Source organism: Enterobacter sp. MALB-1, from assembly GCF_041021625.1.
Classification (GTDB): Bacteria; Pseudomonadota; Gammaproteobacteria; order Enterobacterales; family Enterobacteriaceae; genus Enterobacter; species Enterobacter oligotrophicus.
Genome location: NZ_JBDPJL010000001.1, coordinates 825,535 through 844,838 on the forward strand (window position 1 = coordinate 825,535; position 19,304 = coordinate 844,838).

General features: G+C 55.4%; 23 protein-coding genes and 1 pseudogene. 8 read left to right on the forward strand and 16 right to left on the reverse strand.

What is annotated here, in order from left to right:
• Positions 1-98: 98 nt before the first annotated feature.
• Together ABGB15_RS03990 and mutY are read right to left on the reverse strand one after the other, a co-directional pair.
• Positions 99-371 carry an oxidative damage protection protein gene (locus ABGB15_RS03990; protein ID WP_152082200.1) on the reverse strand — a complete coding sequence of 91 codons (273 nt, stop codon included), beginning with the start codon at positions 369-371 and terminating at the stop codon, positions 99-101.
• 26 nt (positions 372-397) lie between these two features.
• Positions 398-1,450, reverse strand: a complete 1,053-nt coding sequence (gene mutY / locus ABGB15_RS03995) for an A/G-specific adenine glycosylase (protein WP_215722529.1) — start codon at positions 1,448-1,450, stop codon at positions 398-400.
• 144 nt (positions 1,451-1,594) lie between these two features.
• Between mutY and trmB the strand changes: the two genes are divergently transcribed.
• The 3 genes from trmB to ABGB15_RS04010 are packed head-to-tail and all read left to right on the forward strand — an operon-like array spanning position 1,595 to position 3,413.
• The gene (trmB, locus tag ABGB15_RS04000; RefSeq protein WP_112009851.1) at positions 1,595-2,314 is read left to right on the forward strand and encodes a tRNA (guanosine(46)-N7)-methyltransferase TrmB; all 720 of its coding nucleotides are present in this window, start codon (positions 1,595-1,597) and stop codon (positions 2,312-2,314) included.
• Complete coding sequence (locus ABGB15_RS04005; protein ID WP_152082198.1) at positions 2,314-2,640, forward strand: YggL family protein; 327 nt, start codon at positions 2,314-2,316, stop codon at positions 2,638-2,640. Before trmB ends, ABGB15_RS04005 begins: the two co-directional genes overlap by 1 nt.
• Before the next feature lie 53 nt (positions 2,641-2,693).
• On the forward strand, positions 2,694-3,413 hold the full coding sequence (locus ABGB15_RS04010; protein WP_152082197.1) for a DUF2884 domain-containing protein: 720 nt from the start codon (positions 2,694-2,696) through the stop codon (positions 3,411-3,413).
• A 61-nt stretch (positions 3,414-3,474) separates the two neighbouring features.
• Here ABGB15_RS04010 and ABGB15_RS04015 read toward each other — a convergent pair whose 3' ends face one another.
• The 6 genes from ABGB15_RS04015 to ABGB15_RS04040 form a co-directional block, all read right to left on the reverse strand.
• Complete coding sequence (locus ABGB15_RS04015; protein ID WP_152082196.1) at positions 3,475-3,837, reverse strand: endonuclease domain-containing protein; 363 nt, start codon at positions 3,835-3,837, stop codon at positions 3,475-3,477.
• Positions 3,838-3,900: 63 nt separating this feature from the next.
• Positions 3,901-5,043: a radical SAM family heme chaperone HemW gene (gene hemW / locus ABGB15_RS04020; RefSeq protein WP_152082195.1), complete on the reverse strand. Its 1,143-nt coding sequence runs from the start codon at positions 5,041-5,043 to the stop codon at positions 3,901-3,903.
• Positions 5,036-5,629, reverse strand: coding sequence for an XTP/dITP diphosphatase (locus tag ABGB15_RS04025; protein WP_215722530.1), 594 nt, complete (start codon positions 5,627-5,629; stop codon positions 5,036-5,038). Before ABGB15_RS04025 ends, hemW begins: the two co-directional genes overlap by 8 nt.
• 3 nt (positions 5,630-5,632) lie before the next feature.
• On the reverse strand, positions 5,633-5,929 hold the full coding sequence (gene yggU, locus ABGB15_RS04030; protein ID WP_014885193.1) for a DUF167 family protein YggU: 297 nt from the start codon (positions 5,927-5,929) through the stop codon (positions 5,633-5,635).
• Complete coding sequence (locus ABGB15_RS04035; protein ID WP_152082192.1) at positions 5,926-6,492, reverse strand: YggT family protein; 567 nt, start codon at positions 6,490-6,492, stop codon at positions 5,926-5,928. The genes yggU and ABGB15_RS04035 overlap by 4 nt, the downstream gene beginning before the upstream one ends.
• An 18-nt stretch (positions 6,493-6,510) precedes the next feature.
• A complete protein-coding gene (locus ABGB15_RS04040; RefSeq protein WP_215722531.1) occupies positions 6,511-7,215 on the reverse strand; it encodes a YggS family pyridoxal phosphate-dependent enzyme in 705 nt (234 codons plus the stop codon).
• Between the two features lie 17 nt (positions 7,216-7,232).
• Here ABGB15_RS04040 and ABGB15_RS04045 point away from each other — a divergent pair, with 17 nt between their 5' ends.
• The gene (locus tag ABGB15_RS04045) at positions 7,233-8,213 is read left to right on the forward strand and encodes a type IV pilus twitching motility protein PilT (protein WP_215722532.1); all 981 of its coding nucleotides are present in this window, start codon (positions 7,233-7,235) and stop codon (positions 8,211-8,213) included.
• A gap of 10 nt (positions 8,214-8,223) precedes the next feature.
• Here the strand turns inward: ABGB15_RS04045 and ruvX are convergent, their stop codons facing one another.
• The 8 genes from ruvX to metK all read right to left on the reverse strand — a co-directional run bounded on the left by ruvX (position 8,224) and on the right by metK (position 15,372).
• Positions 8,224-8,640 carry a Holliday junction resolvase RuvX gene (gene ruvX / locus ABGB15_RS04050; protein ID WP_152082189.1) on the reverse strand — a complete coding sequence of 139 codons (417 nt, stop codon included), beginning with the start codon at positions 8,638-8,640 and terminating at the stop codon, positions 8,224-8,226.
• Entirely contained in the window at positions 8,640-9,200 is a 561-nt protein-coding gene (locus tag ABGB15_RS04055) for a YqgE/AlgH family protein (RefSeq protein WP_152082188.1), read from the reverse strand. The genes ruvX and ABGB15_RS04055 overlap by 1 nt, the downstream gene beginning before the upstream one ends.
• Positions 9,201-9,274: 74 nt before the next feature.
• Entirely contained in the window at positions 9,275-10,222 is a 948-nt protein-coding gene (gshB, locus tag ABGB15_RS04060; protein WP_152082187.1) for a glutathione synthase, read from the reverse strand.
• A 19-nt stretch (positions 10,223-10,241) separates the two neighbouring features.
• On the reverse strand, positions 10,242-10,973 hold the full coding sequence (gene rsmE / locus ABGB15_RS04065) for a 16S rRNA (uracil(1498)-N(3))-methyltransferase (RefSeq protein WP_152082186.1): 732 nt from the start codon (positions 10,971-10,973) through the stop codon (positions 10,242-10,244).
• A gap of 52 nt (positions 10,974-11,025) precedes the next feature.
• Positions 11,026-11,733: a deoxyribonuclease I gene (gene endA, locus ABGB15_RS04070; protein ID WP_152082185.1), complete on the reverse strand. Its 708-nt coding sequence runs from the start codon at positions 11,731-11,733 to the stop codon at positions 11,026-11,028.
• Positions 11,734-11,827: 94 nt separating this feature from the next.
• The gene (locus ABGB15_RS04075) at positions 11,828-12,325 is read right to left on the reverse strand and encodes a SprT family zinc-dependent metalloprotease (RefSeq protein WP_003860035.1); all 498 of its coding nucleotides are present in this window, start codon (positions 12,323-12,325) and stop codon (positions 11,828-11,830) included.
• A gap of 58 nt (positions 12,326-12,383) precedes the next feature.
• Positions 12,384-13,781, reverse strand: coding sequence for a galactose/proton symporter (gene galP / locus ABGB15_RS04080; RefSeq protein WP_152082184.1), 1,398 nt, complete (start codon positions 13,779-13,781; stop codon positions 12,384-12,386).
• 436 nt (positions 13,782-14,217) lie between these two features.
• The gene (gene metK, locus ABGB15_RS04085) at positions 14,218-15,372 is read right to left on the reverse strand and encodes a methionine adenosyltransferase (protein ID WP_152082183.1); all 1,155 of its coding nucleotides are present in this window, start codon (positions 15,370-15,372) and stop codon (positions 14,218-14,220) included.
• A gap of 478 nt (positions 15,373-15,850) precedes the next feature.
• Between metK and ABGB15_RS04090 the strand changes: the two are divergent.
• The 4 genes and pseudogenes from ABGB15_RS04090 to speB all read left to right on the forward strand — a co-directional run.
• Positions 15,851-15,940 (forward strand): annotated as a pseudogene (locus ABGB15_RS04090) (hypothetical protein); the annotation flags it as partial.
• A 94-nt stretch (positions 15,941-16,034) separates the two neighbouring features.
• Positions 16,035-16,166, forward strand: a complete 132-nt coding sequence (yqgB, locus tag ABGB15_RS04095) for an acid stress response protein YqgB (protein ID WP_152084419.1) — start codon at positions 16,035-16,037, stop codon at positions 16,164-16,166.
• Between the two features lie 8 nt (positions 16,167-16,174).
• On the forward strand, positions 16,175-18,151 hold the full coding sequence (gene speA / locus ABGB15_RS04100) for a biosynthetic arginine decarboxylase (RefSeq protein ID WP_215722533.1): 1,977 nt from the start codon (positions 16,175-16,177) through the stop codon (positions 18,149-18,151).
• 229 nt (positions 18,152-18,380) lie between these two features.
• Positions 18,381-19,301, forward strand: coding sequence for an agmatinase (gene speB, locus ABGB15_RS04105; RefSeq protein WP_006811917.1), 921 nt, complete (start codon positions 18,381-18,383; stop codon positions 19,299-19,301).
• The last annotated feature ends 3 nt before the right edge of the window (positions 19,302-19,304 follow it).

Here is a 19,304-nt window from a genome sequence, read left to right on the forward strand (position 1 = left end):
CTTAGTCGTTGCTTTCGCCGGATGGCGCTGCGCTTACCAGGCCTACAAAACCGTAGGCCCGTGCAAGCGAAGCGCCGCCGGGCATCAGCAGCGCGATATTATTTTTCCGGTGGCGTATAGCCTTCGATGTGCACGTCTTTGCCTTCGAACAGGAAGTTAATCATCTCCTGTTCCAGCAGTTTGCGATGTTCCGGGTTCATCATGCTGAGTTTTTTCTCGTTAATCAGCATGGTTTGCTTATGCTGCCACTGCGCCCAGGCTTCTTTGGAGATCTCGTTATAGATGCGCTTACCCAGGTCACCTGGGTAGAGCTGGAAGTCCTGGCCTTCAGCGTCACGCTGCAGGAAAGTACAAAAAATGGTTCTGGCCATACTCATTCCTCTTTTATCTGCCGGTGCTAAACCATTGCACCAACACGTAATTGCTGTAACAGGCGCTCCACGGGAGCCGCCAGCCCGACTGATGGCGGTTGCGCTAAGTTATACCAGAGACCGGTGCCTTCATCCATGCATGAGGTGAATGAGGACACGGGAAGCCACATGGGCACAATATCGAGATGGAAATGGCTGAAGGTATGACGGAACGCTGTCTGTTGCGTGAGGTTATCAGCCGCAATCCCGCGCTGTTTAAGCCATTCCCGCAGCAAGTCTTCACTTTCAAACTGTGGGAAGCAGTATAGACCACCCCACAGGCCGCTCGGTGGACGCTGCGCCAGAAAGACCTCATCACCGTGCTGCATCAGCAGCATATAGCCGGTGCGCTCCGGCAGCGTCTGCTTCGGTTTTTTACCGGGATATTGTGACCATGAATGGTTGGCACAGGCGACGCACAGGTTGTTCACCGGGCAGAGTTCGCACTTCGGTTTAGAGCGTGTGCAGACCATCGCGCCGAGATCCATCATCGCCTGGTTAAAACGCTCGACGCCTTTCGCCGGCGTAACCACTTCACTGATCTCCCACAGGTGTTTCTCCACGTCTTTCTTACCCGGCCAGCCGTCAACGGCATAACAGCGTGCGAGCACGCGTTTCACGTTGCCATCGAGGATGGGAAAGTGCTTGCCTAAAGATAGAGAGAGAATTGCGCCTGCAGTGGAGCGCCCGACGCCGGGGAGATCCGCCACCTCGTCGAACGTTTCCGGAAATTGACCGTTATGGCGCGTTGCCACCTGTTGCGCCGCTTTGTGCAGATTACGCGCACGGGCGTAGTAGCCCAGACCCGTCCACAGGTGCAGGACCTCGTCCAGCGGCGCGTTGGCCAGATCGGTCACCGTCGGGAAGCGCGCCATAAAACGCTCAAAGTAAGGAATGACCGTGGCGACCTGCGTTTGTTGCAACATCACCTCGGAGAGCCATACTTTGTACGGCGTTTTTTCAATTTGCCAGGGCAGGGTTTTGCGCCCGTATTTGTCGTACCAGTCCAGCACCTGGGCTGAAAATTGAGAGGCTTGCATGGTCATCGATTCGCATAATCAGGGAGGCAGATTGCAGCACAGCGTTAATCTGCTGTAAACCGGATCTTTCCCATGCTTGCATAGAAGCCTTAACTTTGGATAATGCCCGTTTCCCGAACACTCTCACAAGCAGACAACTCTTTTATGAAAAACGACGTCATTTCACCGGAATTTGATGAAAACGGTCGCCCGCTGCGCCGGATTCGCAGCTTTGTCCGCCGTCAGGGCCGCCTGACTAAAGGGCAGCAACACGCGCTGGACAACTACTGGCCGGTGATGGGCGTTGAGTTCAGCGAGCAGCCACTCGACTTTACTGAGCTGTTTGGCCGCGACGCGCCTGTCACGCTGGAGATTGGCTTCGGTATGGGCACGTCGCTGGTGACCATGGCAAAAGCGCGCCCGGAGCAGAACTTCCTCGGCATTGAGGTGCATTCGCCTGGCGTCGGCGCGTGTCTGGCAACGGCCCATGAAGAGGGCGTGGAAAACCTGCGCGTGATGTGTCACGACGCGGTAGAAGTGCTGCATAAAATGATTCCTGACAATTCTTTGAACATGGTTCAGCTCTTTTTCCCTGACCCGTGGCACAAAGCACGTCATAATAAACGCCGTATCGTTCAGGCACCGTTTGCAGAGCTGCTGAAAAGCAAGTTAAAACTGGGCGGCGTTTTCCACATGGCGACCGACTGGGAACCTTATGCGGAACATATGCTGGAAGTAATGTCGTCTCTGGATGGCTATAAAAACCAGTCAGCGAGCAACGACTATGTACCGCGTCCGGATTCACGTCCGGTGACAAAATTTGAACAGCGTGGCCATCGACTTGGTCACGGCGTATGGGACTTAATGTTCGAGAGGGTGAAATAATGGCAAAGAATCGTAGCCGTCGTCTGCGTAAAAAGATGCACATCGAAGAATTCCAGGAAGTGGGTTTCTCCGTTGCCTGGCGTTTCCCTGAAGGCACCAGTGTGGAACAGATCGATCAGGACGTTGATGCGTTCATTAACGAGGTGATCGAGCCAAACAAGCTGGCCTTTGACGGTAGCGGCTATCTGGCGTGGGAAGGTCTGATCTGCACCCAGGAAGTGGGTAAATGCACCGAAGAACATCAGGCCGCCGTGCGCAAATGGCTTGAAGACCGCAAATTCGAAGATGTGCGCATCAGCGAACTTTTCGACGTTTGGTGGGACTAATTAAGCAGTACGGGGCCAGCATTAGCTGGCCCATTTTGTCTGAGGGAGTGTTTATGATGCGCAAAACGTTGCTGGCTGTTGCACTAATGGCAACCGGATTCACCGCCCATGCGGAGTATAAATGTAGCGTCACCCCGCGTGATGACGTGGTGTTAAGCCCGCAAACCGTGCAGGTCAAAGGTGAGAATGGCGATCTGGTGATTACGCCGGATGGCAACGTGACCTTTAACGGCAAACCGCAAAACCTCACCGCCGCGCAGCGTGAGCAGGCGAAAGATTATCAGGCCGAGCTGCGCACCGCACTGCCGTGGATTGACGAAGGCGCGCTGACCCGCGTGGAGAAAAGCCGCGTGGCGCTGGATAAGATCATCACCAAAGAGGTGGGTGAAAGCAGCAACATGCGCACGCGTCTGACGAAGCTGGACAAACAGCTGAAAGAGCAGATGAACCGCATTATTGAGCATCGCACCGACGGCCTGACGTTCCACTATAAGGCGATTGATCAGGTGCGTGCCGATGGCCAGCAGCTGGTGAACCAGGCGATGGGCGGCATCCTGCAGGACAGCATCAACGAGATGGGGGCAAAAGCCGTGCTGAAAGGCGGCGGTAACCCACTGCAGGGCGTGCTGGGCAGCCTGGGCGGTTTGCAGACTTCAATTCAGAACGAATGGAAGAACCAGGAAGAGGATTTCCAGCAGTTCGGGAAAGACGTGTGTAAACGCGTGGTGTCATTAGAAGATAGCCGGAAGGCGCTGGTGGGGACGTTGAAGTAATTTCCCCTCACCCTAACCCTCTCCCCAAAGGGGCGAGGGGATGGTTTGCTCCCTCTCCCTTTCAGGGAGAGGGCCGGGGTGAGGGTTGCAGCATTTGCAGCGTTTCAAGGATCTTTTCTAAGACCGCCTCTTCGTTATTCCTTAGTTCATTGTTCCAGAATCGAATAACGTACCAGCCCTTTTGGTTTAACCACACCGTCCTTTGGCGATCATATTCATGATTTTCCTCATGTTGTCCGCCATCCAGTTCTATAGCCAGACGAGCCGCGCAGCAGGCAAAATCCAGAATGTAGTGACCTACCGGATGTTGGCGACGAAATTTATAATTTTCGAAACGGCGGCTGCGCAGTACATACCATAACCGCCTTTCTTCCTGCGTTAGCTCGCATCTGAGCTGCTTTGCGTATGAACGAATAATTTCCATCTCCACATTCTGCCAGCCTTTTCCTCAGCCAGCAGAACGGGATGCAAAATCCTGAATCAGCCTTCAGGAATCTTCAGCGAGGAACAGCTCAAGAAGGGAGTTTAGGAACAGTTTGCCGTGCTCGGTGATCTGCCAGTATTCCTCACATTCCGTGAGATACCCTTGCGCCAGCGCTTCGTCAATCTGTGGACGAATCACTGACTCCGGCAAACCGGTATAGAGCGTAAACTCCTTACGTGGCGCGGCTTCCAGAAGGCGGAAGCGGTTCATAAAGAATTCAAACGGCTTATCTACCGCTTCGACATCGTGCTGACGCTCCAGGTAGCGGCCTTCCATATACCCACGCGGATGACGCGTTTTGGCGGTACGCAGAATGCGCCCGTCCGGGAAAGTCACTTTGCCATGCGCGCCGCAGCCAATGCCCAGATAATCACCAAAGCGCCAGTAGTTCAGGTTGTGCTGACACTGATAACCCGGCTTCGCGTAGGCGGACGTTTCGTACTGCTGATAGCCCGCAGCGGTTAACAACTGGTGGCCCTGCTCGAAGATATCCCACAGCGCATCGTCATCCGGCAGCACCGGCGGGCGAGAGCCAAACAGCGTGTTCGGCTCAATGGTTAGCTGATACCACGACAGATGCGGCGGATTCAGTTCAATCGCCTGGCGTAAATCATCCAGCGCCTCCTCCAGCGACTGATCCGGCAGGCCGTGCATCAAATCAAGGTTGAAACTGCGCAGGCCAAGCCCCGTCGCCAGATTTGCCGCACGCTTCGCCTCTTCCGGGCCGTGAATGCGCCCCAGACGTTTCAGCTTCGGCTCGCTAAAGCTCTGCACGCCGATGGAAATGCGGTTTACGCCCGCACGCTGGTACTCGACAAACCGGTCGGCCTCAACGGTGCCGGGGTTGGCTTCCATCGTAATTTCAGCATCCGCAGCCAGCTTCAGGCGCGCACGCACGCCATCCAGCAGCGTTTGCATCGCCGGGCCAGAAAGCAGGCTCGGCGTACCGCCACCAATGAAAATGGTCTTAACTTCACGTCCTTGTGCGTAAGGTACATCAGCGTCCAGGTCGGCCAGCAGATGCGCAACGTAGTCATCATGCGGCACTTCGCCCTTCAGCGCGTGCGAGTTGAAATCGCAGTACGGGCATTTCTGCACGCACCACGGGATGTGAATATAAAGACTCAGAGGTGGCAAATTAGCCATTACGTAATGCTTCCAGTAACAATTTCAGTGCGCGTCCACGGTGGGAAATCGCGCTTTTTTCTTCGCGGGTCAGTTCCGCAGCGGTTTTGCCCTCGGTCGGGACAAAGAAGATCGGGTCGTAGCCGAAGCCGCCGTTGCCAGCCGCTTCACGGGTAATCACGCCTGGCCAGCTGCCGTGGCAGACGATCGGTGTCGGGTCTTCCGCATGACGCATATAAACCAGCACACAGTGGAACTGCGCGGTGCGCTGTTCGTCCGGTACGTCTTTCAGGGCAACAAGTAGCTTTTCCAGATTCTGCTGGTCGGTCGCGTCCACGCCGGAATAGCGTGCAGAGTAAATCCCCGGCGCACCGCCGAGAAAATCAACGGCCAGCCCGGAGTCGTCGGCAATCGCGGGCAGGCCGGTAACCTGCGCGGCATGGCGCGCTTTCAGGATCGCGTTTTCGATAAACGTCAGGCCCGTCTCGTCGGCGGACTCCACGCCAAGCTCGGTCTGCGCCACCACATCCAGCCCAAAATCATTTAAAAGCGAGGCCAGCTCGCGCACTTTACCGGCATTGCCGGTAGCGAGAACAACTTTCTGCATGGTTTAGTCCTGTTCTGTCAGAGCCGCGACTTCCGTCGGGATAGATTGCGGATTGAGGATTTTTACCTGTTTATGCCGCCCAAGTTCACCTTTTTCAATGATGACCTGGCTTTTAGCGACGCGAAACTGTTTAGCCAGATATTTGGTCAGGTGCGCGTTCGCCTGGCCGTCCACGGGCGGGGCAGTAATGGCGACTTTTAACTCGTCGCCATGCAGCCCAACAATACTGTCGCGACTGGCTTTCGGCTGAATATACAGCCGTAAAACCAGCCCGTCAGCGCAGGTGCTTACTGCACTCATAGCGCCATCCACAGCCCCGGCAGCAGCATGTTGCCAGTTGACTGTAACAGCTCAGCGATCCCCATATTGACCACATACAGCAGCAGGACAAGGATCATTGGCGAAAAATCGATGCCGCCCATTGAAGGTAGCAGATTACGAATTGGACGCAGCAGCGGCTCTGCCAGCTGGATCAGGGCATATTCCACCGGACTACGCCCCTGGCTTACCCAGCTCATGATTGCCATCACCAGCAGTACCCAGAAGATCAGCAGCCCGACGGTTTTGACCAGAATCAGGACGGCAGCAATCCAGATAATCGGCTGGAAGGTGATGACCATAAACAGCACGATCGCTTTGATAACGCTCAGAATAAACGCCATCAGCAGAGATGAACTGTCAATCGGACCCATCGCCGGAATAATGCGGCGTAAAGGCCCGACAACAGGTTGCGTGATTTTCACGACAAACTGCGAGAACGGATTGTAAAAATCAACACGGGCCCACTGCATCCAGACGCGCAGCAAAAGCGCCATCGTATACAGCTCAATGACCGTTGAAAGCAGGAAAGTCAACGTCTTCATGGCGTTCCTCAGGTTTCCTTATTTTTTTGTGTAATCGCGCGCACCAAAAATTGCCGTGCCGATGCGAACCATAGTGCTGCCTGCCGCGATGGCGGCTTCCATATCATCCGACATGCCCAGAGAAAGCGTGTCTACCGTGTCATAGCGCGCCTTGAGCGCTTCAAATGCTACAGCCATTTGCTGTGCCACGGCAAACTGCCTTTCATAACTTGACTCAGGTGCCGGGATTGCCATCAGCCCGCGCAGGGTTAAGCACGGCAGGGCGGCCACCTCTGCGGCCAGCGCATCCAGCTCGCTCAGGGCAATGCCGGACTTGCTGTTTTCATCACTGATATTGATTTGAATCAGCACGTTAAGTGCAGGCATCTCTGCCGGACGCTGCTCGCTCAGACGCGTTGCAATGCGCAGACGGTCAATGGTATGGCACCAGTCGAAATGCTCCGCCACCAGACGGCTTTTGTTCGACTGCAGCGGGCCAATAAAGTGCCACTGGAGATCTGTCTTCCCCTGTTCCTGGAAGAAACGAATTTTATCCACGCCTTCCTGCACATAGTTTTCACCAAACGCCCGGTGGCCCGCATCAATCGCTTCTGCGATAGCGCTCGCAGGCTTCGTTTTACTGACTGCAAGTAACGTAACTTCTTCTGAAGCACGGCCGCAACGTGTTGCAGCGGCTGAGATTTTGTCCCGGACCTGTGCCAGGTTATGCGCAATGTCGTTCATTTTCCGAGGAGTAATGTATGGATATGGAAGAAATTGTGGCCCTTAGTGTAAAGCATAACGTCTCCGATCTACACCTGTGCAGTGATTCCCCCCCGCGCTGGCGCAGATTAGGGCGTCTTGAGCCTGCGCCGTTTCCCTCGCCTGACGTGGAAGCGCTATTAAAAATGTGGCTCAGCGATGAGCAGCAGGGGGCGTGGTGGGCAAACGGGCAGGTAGATTTTGCCGTCACGCTCGCAGGCAATCAGCGCCTGCGCGGTAGTGCGTTTAACCACATGAAGGGGATTTCAGTCGTGCTTCGGCTGTTGCCGCTTTCCTGCCCGCAACTCTCCAGGCTGGGTGTGCCGCGGGCGATCCCGGAGCTGCTATCCAATGACAGCGGACTGATTCTGGTCACAGGGGCGACCGGAAGCGGTAAATCCACCACGCTCGCGGCGATGGTCGATTTTCTCAACCATCATACTGACGGGCATATTCTGACGCTCGAAGATCCGGTGGAATTTATGTACCAGAGTGAACGTTGCCTGATTCAGCAACGGGAGATAGGTCAGCACGCTCCGTCATTTGCCGAGGCGCTACGCAGTGCGCTACGTGAAGATCCGGACGTCATTTTACTGGGCGAACTGCGCGACAGCGAAACCATCCGCCTGGCGCTCACGGCGGCGGAAACTGGCCATCTGGTGCTGGCGACGCTGCATACACGCGGCGCTCCGCAGGCTATCGAACGGCTGGTGGATACCTTCCCGGCGCAGGAGAAAGATCCGGTGCGTAACCAGCTGGCAGGAAGCCTGCGTGCGGTACTGGCGCAAAAACTGCGTCAGGATATTCAGGGTGGGCGCGTTGCGCTTTATGAGTTGCTGGTGAACACATCGGCGGCGGCAAATCTCATCCGCGAAGGAAAAACGTGGCAATTGCCCGGCATCATACAAACCGGTCAGCAGGCAGGGATGCAGAATTTCGACCAGAGCCTGGCGGAAAGAAGGGCGCAGGGGCGGCTGTAGCCCCGGCGACTCAGAAACCCTGTTCGAAATAGCTTTCGAGAATGATGACGGCAGAGGCAGAGTCGACGCTGCCTTTATTGAGAGCCCTGAATCCACCGTGCTCAAACAGACCAGCACGTGCTTCAACGGTGCTGAGTCGCTCGTCGTGCAGCTTCACTGATACGCCAAAGCGTCCGTGGATTTTGTTGGCGAACTTCCGTGCTCTGGCGGTAAGCGGTTGTTCGGTGCCGTCCATGTTCAGAGGAAGCCCGACAATCACGTCGTCCGGCTGCCACTCTTTGAGCAGACGCTCAATAAGATTCCAGTCTGGCGTACCGTCGTTGGCTTTCAGGGCCGTTAACGGGCGCGCCGTACCGGTGATGCGTTGACCGACCGCGACGCCAATGCTTCGGGTGCCAAAATCAAAGGCAAGCAGCGTTCCGCTCATTATGCATGCCCCGCTACGCCCGGCATGGTCAGAATATCGATGCCAATCAGTTTTGCGGCGTCACGCCAGCGATCGGCGATCGGCGTTTTAAACAGGATGTTCATATCCGCGGGGGCGGTCAGCCAGGCGTTATCCAGAATTTCCTGTTCAAGCTGGCCCTTCTCCCAGGAGGCGTAGCCCAGCGCAACCAGTACCTCGGAAGGCTGACTGGCGGTGCCCAGCGTTTCAAGCACGTCGCGCGAGGTCGTGATCACGGTGTTATCAGAGATACGTATGCTGGAAGAAAAGATCGGCGGCGTATGCAGAATAAAACCACGATCTTCTGCAAGAGGCCCACCCAGCATCACTGGCTTATCAAGGCGGATTTCAGGCAGACGCTCCTCAGCCGTGATTTTCAGTTTGTCCAGAATCCCTTCAACCTGCAGGTTTTCCAGCGGCTTGTTGATGATAATCCCCATCGCACCGTCTTCATTGTATTCACAAATATAAACCACGGCGCGGCGGAAAATTGGGTCCTGGAGAGCAGGCATGGCAATAAGAAAGTGATGCTGTAAATTCATTGTCAGAGGTTCTGTTTCCTGGTTTAAAAAGCGACAGCGCCCAGTATGGGGACAAACGCAGGCGCTGTCACAGGTTATTTCTGTAAACGTTTTTCGATAGCGTCCATCAGCATCCCGGTGATCGAAACCGGGAATTCCGCTTCAATCTCACGAATGCAGGTCGGGCTGGTGACGTTCACTTCGGTCAGGCGATCGCCGATGATATCCAGACCAACGAAGATCAGACCTTTGGCTTTGAGCGTTGGACCAACGCGGCGGGCAATTTCCCAGTCGCTTTCGGTAAGCGGGCGCGGTTCGCCACGACCACCGGCTGCCAGGTTGCCGCGGGTTTCGCCGCCCTGCGGGATACGTGCCAGGCAGTAAGGGACCGGTTCACCATCAACCACCAGAACACGCTTGTCACCGTCGACGATGGCAGGAATGTAATTCTGCGCCATGCAGTAACGGCTGCCGTGCTCGGTCAGTGTCTCCGCAATCACGCCAATGTTTGGATCGCCTTCTTTGACACGAAAGATGGACGCGCCGCCCATGCCGTCCAGCGGTTTTAAGATGATATCGCTGTGCTTTTGCCAGAACGCTTTCAACTGTGCCTTGCTGCGGGTCACCAGCGTTTCCGGCGTCAGGTCAGAAAACCACGCGGTGTAGAGCTTTTCGTTACAGTCGCGCAGGCTCTGCGGTTTATTGACGATCAACGTTCCTTTCTCTTCTGCGCGTTCAAGAATATAGGTGCAGTAGATGTATTCGGTGTCGAACGGCGGATCTTTACGCATCAGGATCACATCGAGGTCGGCAAGCGTAATGTCCTGCTCGGTGCCGAATTCGTACCATTTATCGTAGTTCTGCTCGACGTTAACAATGCGGGTGCGTGCGCGGGCTTCACCGTTGATCAGGTAAAGGTCGTTCATCTCCATATAGTGGAGTTCATAGCCCCGACGCTGCGCTTCCAGCAGCATGGCGAAGCTGGAATCTTTCTTGATGTTAATATTTGCGATGGGGTCCATCACGATGCCGAGCTTGATCATGTTCTTCTCCGTTAATGGGTCAACCCAGATCGCCAAACCGTACCTGTAGCGCGGTAATGGCTGTGAGTGCCGTTGTCTCAGTGCGCAGAACGCGAGGTCCCAACAGAATATCAGTAAACTGGTAACGTGCCGTCATCGCAATTTCGTCCGCCGAAAGGCCGCCTTCAGGACCAATCAACAGCCGTACACGTTCGACGGGCAGCGGCAGCGTGTTGATGCTGGCGCTGGCGCGTGGATGGAGATTGAGCTTCAGCCCGCTCTCCTCCTCGGCACACCACTCTTCCAGATCCATCGCTGGGCGGATCTCCGGAATACGGTTGCGGCCGCTCTGTTCACACGCCGCAATGGCGATTTTCTGCCACTGCTGGATCTTTTTGTTCAGACGTTCCGCATCCAGTTTAACGCCGCAGCGCTCAGAAAAAAGTGGCGTAATGAGGCTTACACCCAGTTCAATGGATTTCTGAATGGTGAACTCCATCTTTTCTCCGCGCGACATTACCTGTCCCAGATGAATGTGCAGCGGCGATTCACGGTCGTCCACTTCACCGCGCAATACATTCACATGCACGCTTTTTTTATCGGCCCGCGTGATTTCCGCGTCGAAAACCTGATTAGAACCGTCAAAGAGCTGGATTGCCTGGCCTGCGCCCATGCGCAGCACGCGGCCAACGTGGTTAGCGGCGTCGTCAGACAGGGCGATTTCACCACCTGGGGTAATCAGTTCAGGGTGATAGATGCGAGGGATGCGCATAGTCAGAAATTCCGTGTGTCATGCAATGTAAGCGAATTGCCGCTAGTGTAGGTTAGCTCTTTTGCGCCTGGCAAGCCCGCTGGACGTAAGGGTTATGATTCCCCTGGACTTTGGCGATGCGCGCGTCGCGCTGGCACTCCCACTCCGTTACCGGGTACAGCTTGTCCCAGGCGTTGAACAACTGCGTTTGCTGACGTGAAAGGTTGAGGTTGTAACGGTCACGCATATAGAAGTAGGTGCGGGCAATGCTGCCGCGCGCACGGGCAGGCGGCTCGGCGACTTTCTCTTTAAAATCCACCTTCATGGCGCACTGTCCGTACTGCCCCTCGCCACCGTTCCACTGGCTGTACATAAAATTGCCACGATCGCCATTCACTTCGCCTACCGCGGGCTGCAGGTTGTGCATATCGCTTTCCATCTGGCGGTAGACCGGATCTTTGGCGCAGTTTTTACGTCCGCCATCCTGCCAGCACTGACGCTGGTGACCAAACTGCCATGCGGGAACCACATGTTCCCATTCGATGCGGCTGGCGCGATTCTCGTTTTTACGCACCTTATAGCCGCAGGATTCGAGGTCAACGACCCCTTTTTTACCTTGCCAGTTAATTTTACAGCCACAGTAGAAATCGCCAGGGACGTCAGCATTTACCTTAACGCCTGCGGTCTTAGCCTGAGAGAAACTGTTGATACCGTCGGCCAGAGCATGGCCGGAGAGCGCTGTCGTCAGAAAGGCGACCGCGAGAGAAACATTACGGGACATCTTACACTCCGTGTCAAAACGAGCCCGCAACGTAGCGAATGTTGTTCCTGTATGCAATCAGGCAGATCAGGAAAGTTCCTGATTGTTCAACAGATCATTCCGCGACCAGTGGTTCACCGCATTTGACGCAGCGGTAAGTGGCCTCGCCGCGTACCACACGATTATGACGGCGGACGGTCAACTGGTGCTGCTGGCACTGGCAGCGGTAGGGGAAGGTATTGCGACGCACCGATTCCAGTTCGAACTGATGGGTTCGACGAGCCGGAACCCCGAGCACCGCCTCCATCATCCACTTCCACTCTTTCCCGTGCGGTGCCACGCGGCCAAAGTGTTTCCATACCAGCAGATGCGCCAGTTCGTGCGGCACCACTTCCTCAATAAACGCCTGCTGGTTTTCCATCATCAGCACCGGGTTCAGGCGGATCTCATACGATTCCAGCCAGGCGGTGCCCGCCGCGGTTCCACGCTGCTGATAAACGAGCTTAGGTTCCGGATAATTGCGGCCGAGCTTCAGGTTCGCCTGGGCGAGTTTTTCCCGCAGGCTGCGCATGACGGCTTGCTGAATGGCAATGGGGAGACGGGGAGCTTTCATAGGGGCAGAGCATAAAGCGCGAAGCGGGGAGGTGCAAGAGGCACCTCCCGCCAGAGGATTAGTCGTGTGCGCCGATTTCGCGCAGCGGACGACCTTTCATCAGGTTACGTTCAATGTGTTCCAGGGAAACATGTTTGGTTTCAGGAACCAGCCAGACCGTCAGAACAATAAAGAACAGGTTCAGGCCAGAGTAGACCCAGAAGGTGTTCGCATTGCCCAGGTTGTTGAGCATGGTCAGGAATGTTGCGCCGACGATCATGTTGGCAATCCAGTTGGTCGCGGTAGAGCAGGTGATACCAAAATCACGCCCTTTCAGCGGCTGGATTTCAGAGCACAGCACCCAAATCAGCGGACCGGCACTCATTGCAAACCCGATGATAAACATCAGCAGCATCGCCACGGCGAAATACTGTGCGGTCGGCGAGTGGATACCCATATGCATCATCGTTCCGAGTACGCCCATCCCGACGGCCATCACCAGGAAGCCCAGCGTCAGCGTTGGCTTACGTCCCCAGCGGTCAACCAGACCGATAGCGATAAAGGTTGCCAGCACGTTAGTCAGACCGACGATAACGGTGCCCCACATCTGCTCGGTGGTATTGGTGTAACCCGCCAGTTCGAAGATTTTAGGTGCGTAATACATGATGACGTTCATCCCGGTGAACTGCTGCATCACCTGCAGCAACACGCCCAGGAACACCGCACGACGGAAGTTACTGTTCTCTTTGAACAGTGCCCAGCCGGACTGCTTAACCTGCAGGCTTTCACGGATCTCTTCCAGCTCGTTTTTCGCCTCTGCGCTGGTATCACGCAGACGCAGCAGCACACGTTCCGCATCGTGGAAGCGGCGTTTGGCGGCAAACCAGCGCGGGCTGTCCGGCAGGAAGAAAACGCCAATCAGCAGCAGGATGGCAGGAATGATGATGACGCCCAGCATCCAGCGCCATGCGCCACTGTAGCTAAAGGCCGTATCGGAAAGGTATGCACCCAGAATACCGATGGTGATCATCAACTGGTACATCGAAATCATACTGCCGCGAATTTTCTCCGGTGCAATTTCGGAAAGATACAGCGGTGCGGTATACGACGCGACGCCGACGGCCAGTCCTAACAGGACGCGGGAGATAATCAGCACTTCCACGTTAGGCGCGGCAGCAGAGAACAGAGAACCGGCAACGAAGAGGATCGCGCCGATCATCAGGCTCTTTTTACGCCCGAGCTTAAAGGAGAGCCAGCCGCTACCAACCGCACCGACGGCCGCACCGAACATCATGGAGCTAACCACCCATTCCTGGGTATGCGCGCTGATCTGGAACTCATCAGTGATGAAAGGTAACGCACCGGCAATTACGCCGATATCCAGGCCAAAGAGTAATCCTGCCAGGGCTGCGAGGAAGCAGACGAAGAATGTCATCGCCTTGTTGGACGTACGCCCCTGTTTTTTATTGTCAGGCATTATGCCCTCCAGTTGGGTTATCAGTTTTAACGATGTTAAGGGTAGGTGAGTAGTGCGTAAAAATATGTGAGACAAATCACATTGGTGTAATCGGTTACACTACCCTGTAACCGTAAAAATAATTAAATCTTTGAAAATATAGAGCTAATTTAGTTGATATGCATCGCGTTTGTATGAAATTCAGACTTAACCGAAAAGAAATGTAACAGCAGAAGAAAGGCGATCATGCAAAGAGATTATTCTGAAAGCGAGGCGGGTAACGTGAGGTGTAAACGGTATCATTTTATCGCCGGGTGGCGGCTGCGCCTTACCCGGCCTACAAATACCTCAAAAACCCGTAGGCCCGTGCAAGCGAAGCGCCGCCGGGCAAAAATGACCGCACAAATGCAAAAGGCCAACCCGAAGGCTGGCCTTTAAAAACAACGTTGTCAGTCGATTACTTCAGACCGGCAGCGTCACGCAGCAGAGCGGCTTTGTCGGTTTTTTCCCATGGGAAATGTTCACGACCAAAGTGACCGTATGCAGCGGTTTCTTTGTAGATTGGGTGCAGCAGATCCAGCATCTGAATCAGGCCGTATGGACGCAGGTCGAAGAACTCGCGCACCAGCAGGGTCAGCTGTTCTGAAGGCACTTTTTCAGTACCGAAGGTTTCAACCATGATGGAGGTTGGCTCAGCCACGCCGATGGCGTAAGAAACCTGAATTTCACAGCGGTCAGCCAGGCCCGCAGCCACGATGTTTTTCGCCACATAACGAGCAGCGTACGCAGCAGAACGGTCAACTTTAGACGGATCTTTACCGGAGAATGCACCGCCGCCGTGACGCGCCATGCCGCCGTAGGTATCAACGATGATTTTACGGCCGGTCAGACCGCAGTCACCCATTGGGCCGCCGATAACGAAGCGTCCGGTTGGGTTAATGAAGTATTTGGTGGCGCTGCTCAGCCATTCGGTCGGCAGCACCGGCTTGATGATCTCTTCCATCACTGCTTCCTGCAGAGATTTCTGGTCAATCTCTTCGGAATGCTGAGTAGACAGTACCACCGCGTCGATGCCGACAATTTTGCCGTCGTCGTACTGGAAGGTCACCTGGCTTTTCGCATCCGGACGCAGCCACGGCAGGGTGCCGTTTTTACGCACTTCAGCCTGACGCTGCACCAGACGGTGCGCGTAGGTGACTGGCGCTGGCATCAGCACGTCGGTTTCGTTAGTTGCATAGCCGAACATCAGACCCTGGTCGCCCGCGCCCTGTTCCAGCGGATCGGCACGGTCAACGCCCTGGTTGATGTCCGGGGACTGTTTGCCAATGGCGCTCAGTACCGCGCAAGAGTTGGCATCAAAGCCCATATCAGAATGTACATAGCCGATCTCACGCACCGTATTACGGGTGATCTCTTCGATATCAACCCATGCGCTGGTGGTGATCTCACCGCCAACCAGAACCATGCCGGTTTTGACATAGGTTTCACACGCTACGCGCGCTTTTGGGTCCTGGGTGAGGATCGCATCCAGCACCGCATCGGAGATTTGGTCAGCAATTTTATCAGGATGTCCTTCTGATACGGACTCGGACGTAAACAGGTGTTTTGCCATGTTTTATTTCACCTAAGAGGAATTTGGTTAGCTCGAACTGCTGTGTGGAATAGCCAAAGGAGATAATTCTACCAAGGCCTGCAGGTTTTTGACACTGGCAGTCTGAGTGTTAATCAGTATGGATGGATTAACATCTGGACGTCTATTTTAGGTCACTTCTTCACCCGATTTCCAGTTTTTTTTGATTCACCTCTCATTGCGCTGAATTCTCAACTGGAAATATTTCCTGACGGCGCTGGCAACGCGCGTATTTTTGTTTTGCTTTTTAGCTACCTTCTCGGTATAAAACGCGGCGCGCGGCTCATCTAAAAAAGCGCTCGATGAACTCATCGTGTTGCCACTTCCAGCCGGGTTAAGCAGTGAACTTTTAGCTTTGGCTTGGGGTCCGTTTCAGCAGAGGCGGCCGTGGAGGTGATAAGAGATAATGAACCATCGTTTTCCGCTAACTCAGCGCAGCCGTTCTGGCGCGCATGTGATTCCCGCAACCCGCATTTCCAGTCTGCAAACCTGCCGATGTTATACCCATCTCGGCGCTTCTCAGGATTCAAGGGCCGGTCACGCTCTGTGAAAACTGAACAAGGGCGCTCTTGTTAATACAAGAGTTTTCTCGTGGTTTCGCCGAACGTTGTCATACTTATGTTCGGATACGTGTTTACAATGATATGAATAAGAAACCGGTCGCACGGTCTGAATTTCAGCATACTCTGCTGGGAAACGGAGCCGTTTATGGGTTGTTATCGCCGTATAACGCTGCGATAGTAGTCAACTGTTTTACACTTAATACAAAGAGTTGAGGTTCGCTATGTCTGACGACATGTCTTCGGTTTCGCCTTCGTCAGCGGGCGAACAGGGTGTACTACGTTCCATGCAGGAGGTTGCGATGAGCTCCCAGGAAGCCAGCAAGATGCTGCGCACTTACAATATTGCCTGGTGGGGCAATAACTACTACGACGTCAACGAACTGGGCCATATCAGCGTTTGCCCCGATCCGGACGTCCCTGAAGCGCGCGTGGATCTCGCTAAACTGGTGAAAACCCGTGAAGCGCAGGGCCAGCGTTTGCCCGCACTGTTCTGCTTCCCGCAGATCCTGCAACACCGCCTGCGTTCTATTAACGCCGCGTTCAAACGCGCGCGTGAATCCTACGGCTATAATGGCGACTACTTCCTGGTCTACCCGATCAAGGTAAACCAGCACCGCCGCGTGATTGAATCCCTGATCCACTCCGGCGAACCGCTGGGTCTGGAAGCGGGCTCTAAAGCGGAGCTGATGGCGGTACTGGCGCACGCGGGTATGACCCGTTCGGTGATTGTCTGTAACGGCTATAAAGACCGTGAATATATTCGTCTGGCGCTGATTGGCGAGAAGATGGGCCACAAGGTCTATCTGGTTATCGAGAAGATGACTGAAATCGCTATCGTGCTGGAAGAGGCCGAGCGTCTGAACGTAGTGCCACGCCTCGGCGTGCGTGCGCGTCTGGCCTCGCAGGGGTCCGGTAAATGGCAGTCCTCCGGCGGTGAAAAATCCAAGTTCGGCCTCGCGGCGAACCAGGTGCTTCAGCTGGTGGAAATTCTGCGCGAGCGCGGTCGTCTCGACAGCATTCAACTGCTGCACTTCCACCTCGGCTCGCAGATGGCCAATATTCGCGACATCGCCACCGGCGTGCGTGAATCGGCGCGTTTCTACGTTGAGCTGCACAAGCTCGGCGTGAATATTCAGTGCTTCGATGTGGGCGGCGGCCTGGGCGTGGACTACGAAGGGACCCGCTCGCAGTCCGATTGCTCCGTCAACTACGGCCTGAACGAATACGCTAACAACATCATCTGGGCAATCGGCGATGCCTGTGAAGAGCACGGCCTGCCGCACCCGACGGTGATCACCGAATCCGGTCGTGCTGTTACCGCGCACCATACGGTGCTGGTCTCTAACATCATCGGCGTTGAGCGTAGCGAAATCACCGAAGCGACGCCTCCGGCAGACGATGCCCCACGCTCCCTGCAAAGCATGTGGGAAACCTGGCAGGAGATGCACGAGCCGGGCACGCGTCGTTCCCTGCGCGAATGGCTGCACGACAGCCAGATGGATCTGCATGATATTCACGTCGGTTATTCCTCAGGTACCTTCAGCCTGCAGGAACGCGCGTGGGCGGAGCAGCTCTATCTGAACATGTGCCATGAAGTGCAGAAGCAGCTCGACCCGAGCAACCGCGCGCACCGTCCGATTATCGACGAGCTGCAGGAACGTATGGCGGACAAAATGTACGTCAACTTCTCGCTGTTCCAGTCAATGCCGGATGCCTGGGGTATCGACCAGCTGTTCCCGGTTCTGCCGCTGGAAGGGTTGAATCACGCGCCGGAACGTCGTGCGGTGCTGCTGGACATCACCTGTGACTCCGACGGCGCTATCGATCACTACGTTGACGGTGACGGTATCGCAACAACGATGCCAATGCCGGAGTACGACCCGGAGAACCCGCCAATGCTGGGCTTCTTTATGGTCGGCGCGTATCAGGAGATCCTCGGTAACATGCACAACCTGTTCGGTGATACCGAAGCGGTTGACGTGTTTGTCTTCCCTGACGGCAGCGTGGAAGTCGAGCTGTCTGATGAAGGGGACACCGTGGCGGACATGCTCGAATACGTTCAGCTCGATCCGAAAAAACTGCTCACTCAGTTCCGCGATCAGGTGAAAAACACCGGTCTGGACGATGCCTTGCAGCAGCAGTTCCTGGAAGAGTTTGAAGCGGGTCTGTACGGGTACACTTACCTGGAAGACGAGTAGCCGTTGATGCCCGGTGGCGCTGCGCTTACCGGGCCTACGAATGTAGGCCGGATAAGGCGAAGCCGCCATCCGGCAGAATGCTATACTCACTTGAACCCGTATGCATTACCGGCGATAATTCGCCCCAATAAGCGATTTACGAATCAATCCCTTCCTCGTCGGGTTTAACGACGCGGAGGGGATTTTTTTTCATCTGTTTTAATGTATCGACTTTAAAAGAGGTCAGGACATGAGCACTTTAGGTCATCAGTACGATAACTCTCTGGTATCTAACGCGTTTGGTTTTTTACGCCTTCCGATGAACTTCCAGCCGTACGACAGCGATGCGGACTGGGTGATCACCGGTGTGCCATTTGATATGGCTACATCTGGCCGCGCGGGGGGGCGTCACGGCCCGGCAGCTATTCGTCAGGTATCCACTAACCTGGCCTGGGAGCACAACCGCTTCCCGTGGAACTTCGACATGCGCGAACGCCTGAACGTGGTGGACTGCGGTGACCTGGTGTACGCCTTCGGCGACGCGCGCGAAATGAGCGAAAAGCTGCAGGCACACGCCGAGAAGCTGCTGGCGGCCGGTAAGCGCATGCTCTCCTTCGGCGGCGACCACTTCGTCACTCTGCCGCTGCTGCGCGCCCACGCGAAGCACTTCGGTAAAATGGCGCTGGTGCACTTTGATGCGCATACTGACACCTACGCGAACGGCTGCGAGTTCGACCACGGCACCATGTTCTACACCGCGCCGAACGAAGGCCTGATCGATCCTAACCACTCGGTACAGATCGGCATCCGTACCGAGTTCGACAAAGACAACGGCTTCACCGTGCTGGACGCGGGCCAGGTCAACGATCGCGGCGTGGATGACATCCTTGCGCAGGTGAAGCAGATCGTCGGTGATATGCCGGTCTACCTGACCTTCGACATCGACTGTCTGGACCCGGCATTTGCACCCGGAACCGGTACGCCGGTGATCGGCGGCCTGACGTCCGATCGCGCCATCAAACTGGTACGCGGTCTGAAGGATCTGAACATCGTCGGTATGGACGTGGTCGAAGTGGCTCCGGCTTACGACCAGTCCGAGATCACCGCGCTGGCCGCGGCGACCCTGGCGCTGGAAATGCTCTACATCCAGGCGGCGAAGAAAGGCGAATAAGCC

Bases quoted from the DNA above. Each gene is read 5' to 3' on its own strand.
- ABGB15_RS03990 (WP_152082200.1), bottom strand. From the start codon at position 371: ATGGCCAGAACCATTTTTTGTACTTTCCTGCAGCGTGACGCTGAAGGC.
- mutY (WP_215722529.1), bottom strand. From the start codon at position 1,450: ATGCAAGCCTCTCAATTTTCAGCCCAGGTGCTGGACTGGTACGACAAA.
- trmB (WP_112009851.1), top strand. From the start codon at position 1,595: ATGAAAAACGACGTCATTTCACCGGAATTTGATGAAAACGGTCGCCCG.
- ABGB15_RS04005 (WP_152082198.1), top strand. From the start codon at position 2,314: ATGGCAAAGAATCGTAGCCGTCGTCTGCGTAAAAAGATGCACATCGAA.
- ABGB15_RS04010 (WP_152082197.1), top strand. From the start codon at position 2,694: ATGATGCGCAAAACGTTGCTGGCTGTTGCACTAATGGCAACCGGATTC.
- ABGB15_RS04015 (WP_152082196.1), bottom strand. From the start codon at position 3,837: ATGGAAATTATTCGTTCATACGCAAAGCAGCTCAGATGCGAGCTAACG.
- hemW (WP_152082195.1), bottom strand. From the start codon at position 5,043: ATGGCTAATTTGCCACCTCTGAGTCTTTATATTCACATCCCGTGGTGC.
- ABGB15_RS04025 (WP_215722530.1), bottom strand. From the start codon at position 5,629: ATGCAGAAAGTTGTTCTCGCTACCGGCAATGCCGGTAAAGTGCGCGAG.
- yggU (WP_014885193.1), bottom strand. From the start codon at position 5,929: ATGAGTGCAGTAAGCACCTGCGCTGACGGGCTGGTTTTACGGCTGTAT.
- ABGB15_RS04035 (WP_152082192.1), bottom strand. From the start codon at position 6,492: ATGAAGACGTTGACTTTCCTGCTTTCAACGGTCATTGAGCTGTATACG.
- ABGB15_RS04040 (WP_215722531.1), bottom strand. From the start codon at position 7,215: ATGAACGACATTGCGCATAACCTGGCACAGGTCCGGGACAAAATCTCA.
- ABGB15_RS04045 (WP_215722532.1), top strand. From the start codon at position 7,233: ATGGATATGGAAGAAATTGTGGCCCTTAGTGTAAAGCATAACGTCTCC.
- ruvX (WP_152082189.1), bottom strand. From the start codon at position 8,640: ATGAGCGGAACGCTGCTTGCCTTTGATTTTGGCACCCGAAGCATTGGC.
- ABGB15_RS04055 (WP_152082188.1), bottom strand. From the start codon at position 9,200: ATGAATTTACAGCATCACTTTCTTATTGCCATGCCTGCTCTCCAGGAC.
- gshB (WP_152082187.1), bottom strand. From the start codon at position 10,222: ATGATCAAGCTCGGCATCGTGATGGACCCCATCGCAAATATTAACATC.
- rsmE (WP_152082186.1), bottom strand. From the start codon at position 10,973: ATGCGCATCCCTCGCATCTATCACCCTGAACTGATTACCCCAGGTGGT.
- endA (WP_152082185.1), bottom strand. From the start codon at position 11,733: ATGTCCCGTAATGTTTCTCTCGCGGTCGCCTTTCTGACGACAGCGCTC.
- ABGB15_RS04075 (WP_003860035.1), bottom strand. From the start codon at position 12,325: ATGAAAGCTCCCCGTCTCCCCATTGCCATTCAGCAAGCCGTCATGCGC.
- galP (WP_152082184.1), bottom strand. From the start codon at position 13,781: ATGCCTGACAATAAAAAACAGGGGCGTACGTCCAACAAGGCGATGACA.
- metK (WP_152082183.1), bottom strand. From the start codon at position 15,372: ATGGCAAAACACCTGTTTACGTCCGAGTCCGTATCAGAAGGACATCCT.
- yqgB (WP_152084419.1), top strand. From the start codon at position 16,035: ATGAATAAGAAACCGGTCGCACGGTCTGAATTTCAGCATACTCTGCTG.
- speA (WP_215722533.1), top strand. From the start codon at position 16,175: ATGTCTGACGACATGTCTTCGGTTTCGCCTTCGTCAGCGGGCGAACAG.
- speB (WP_006811917.1), top strand. From the start codon at position 18,381: ATGAGCACTTTAGGTCATCAGTACGATAACTCTCTGGTATCTAACGCG.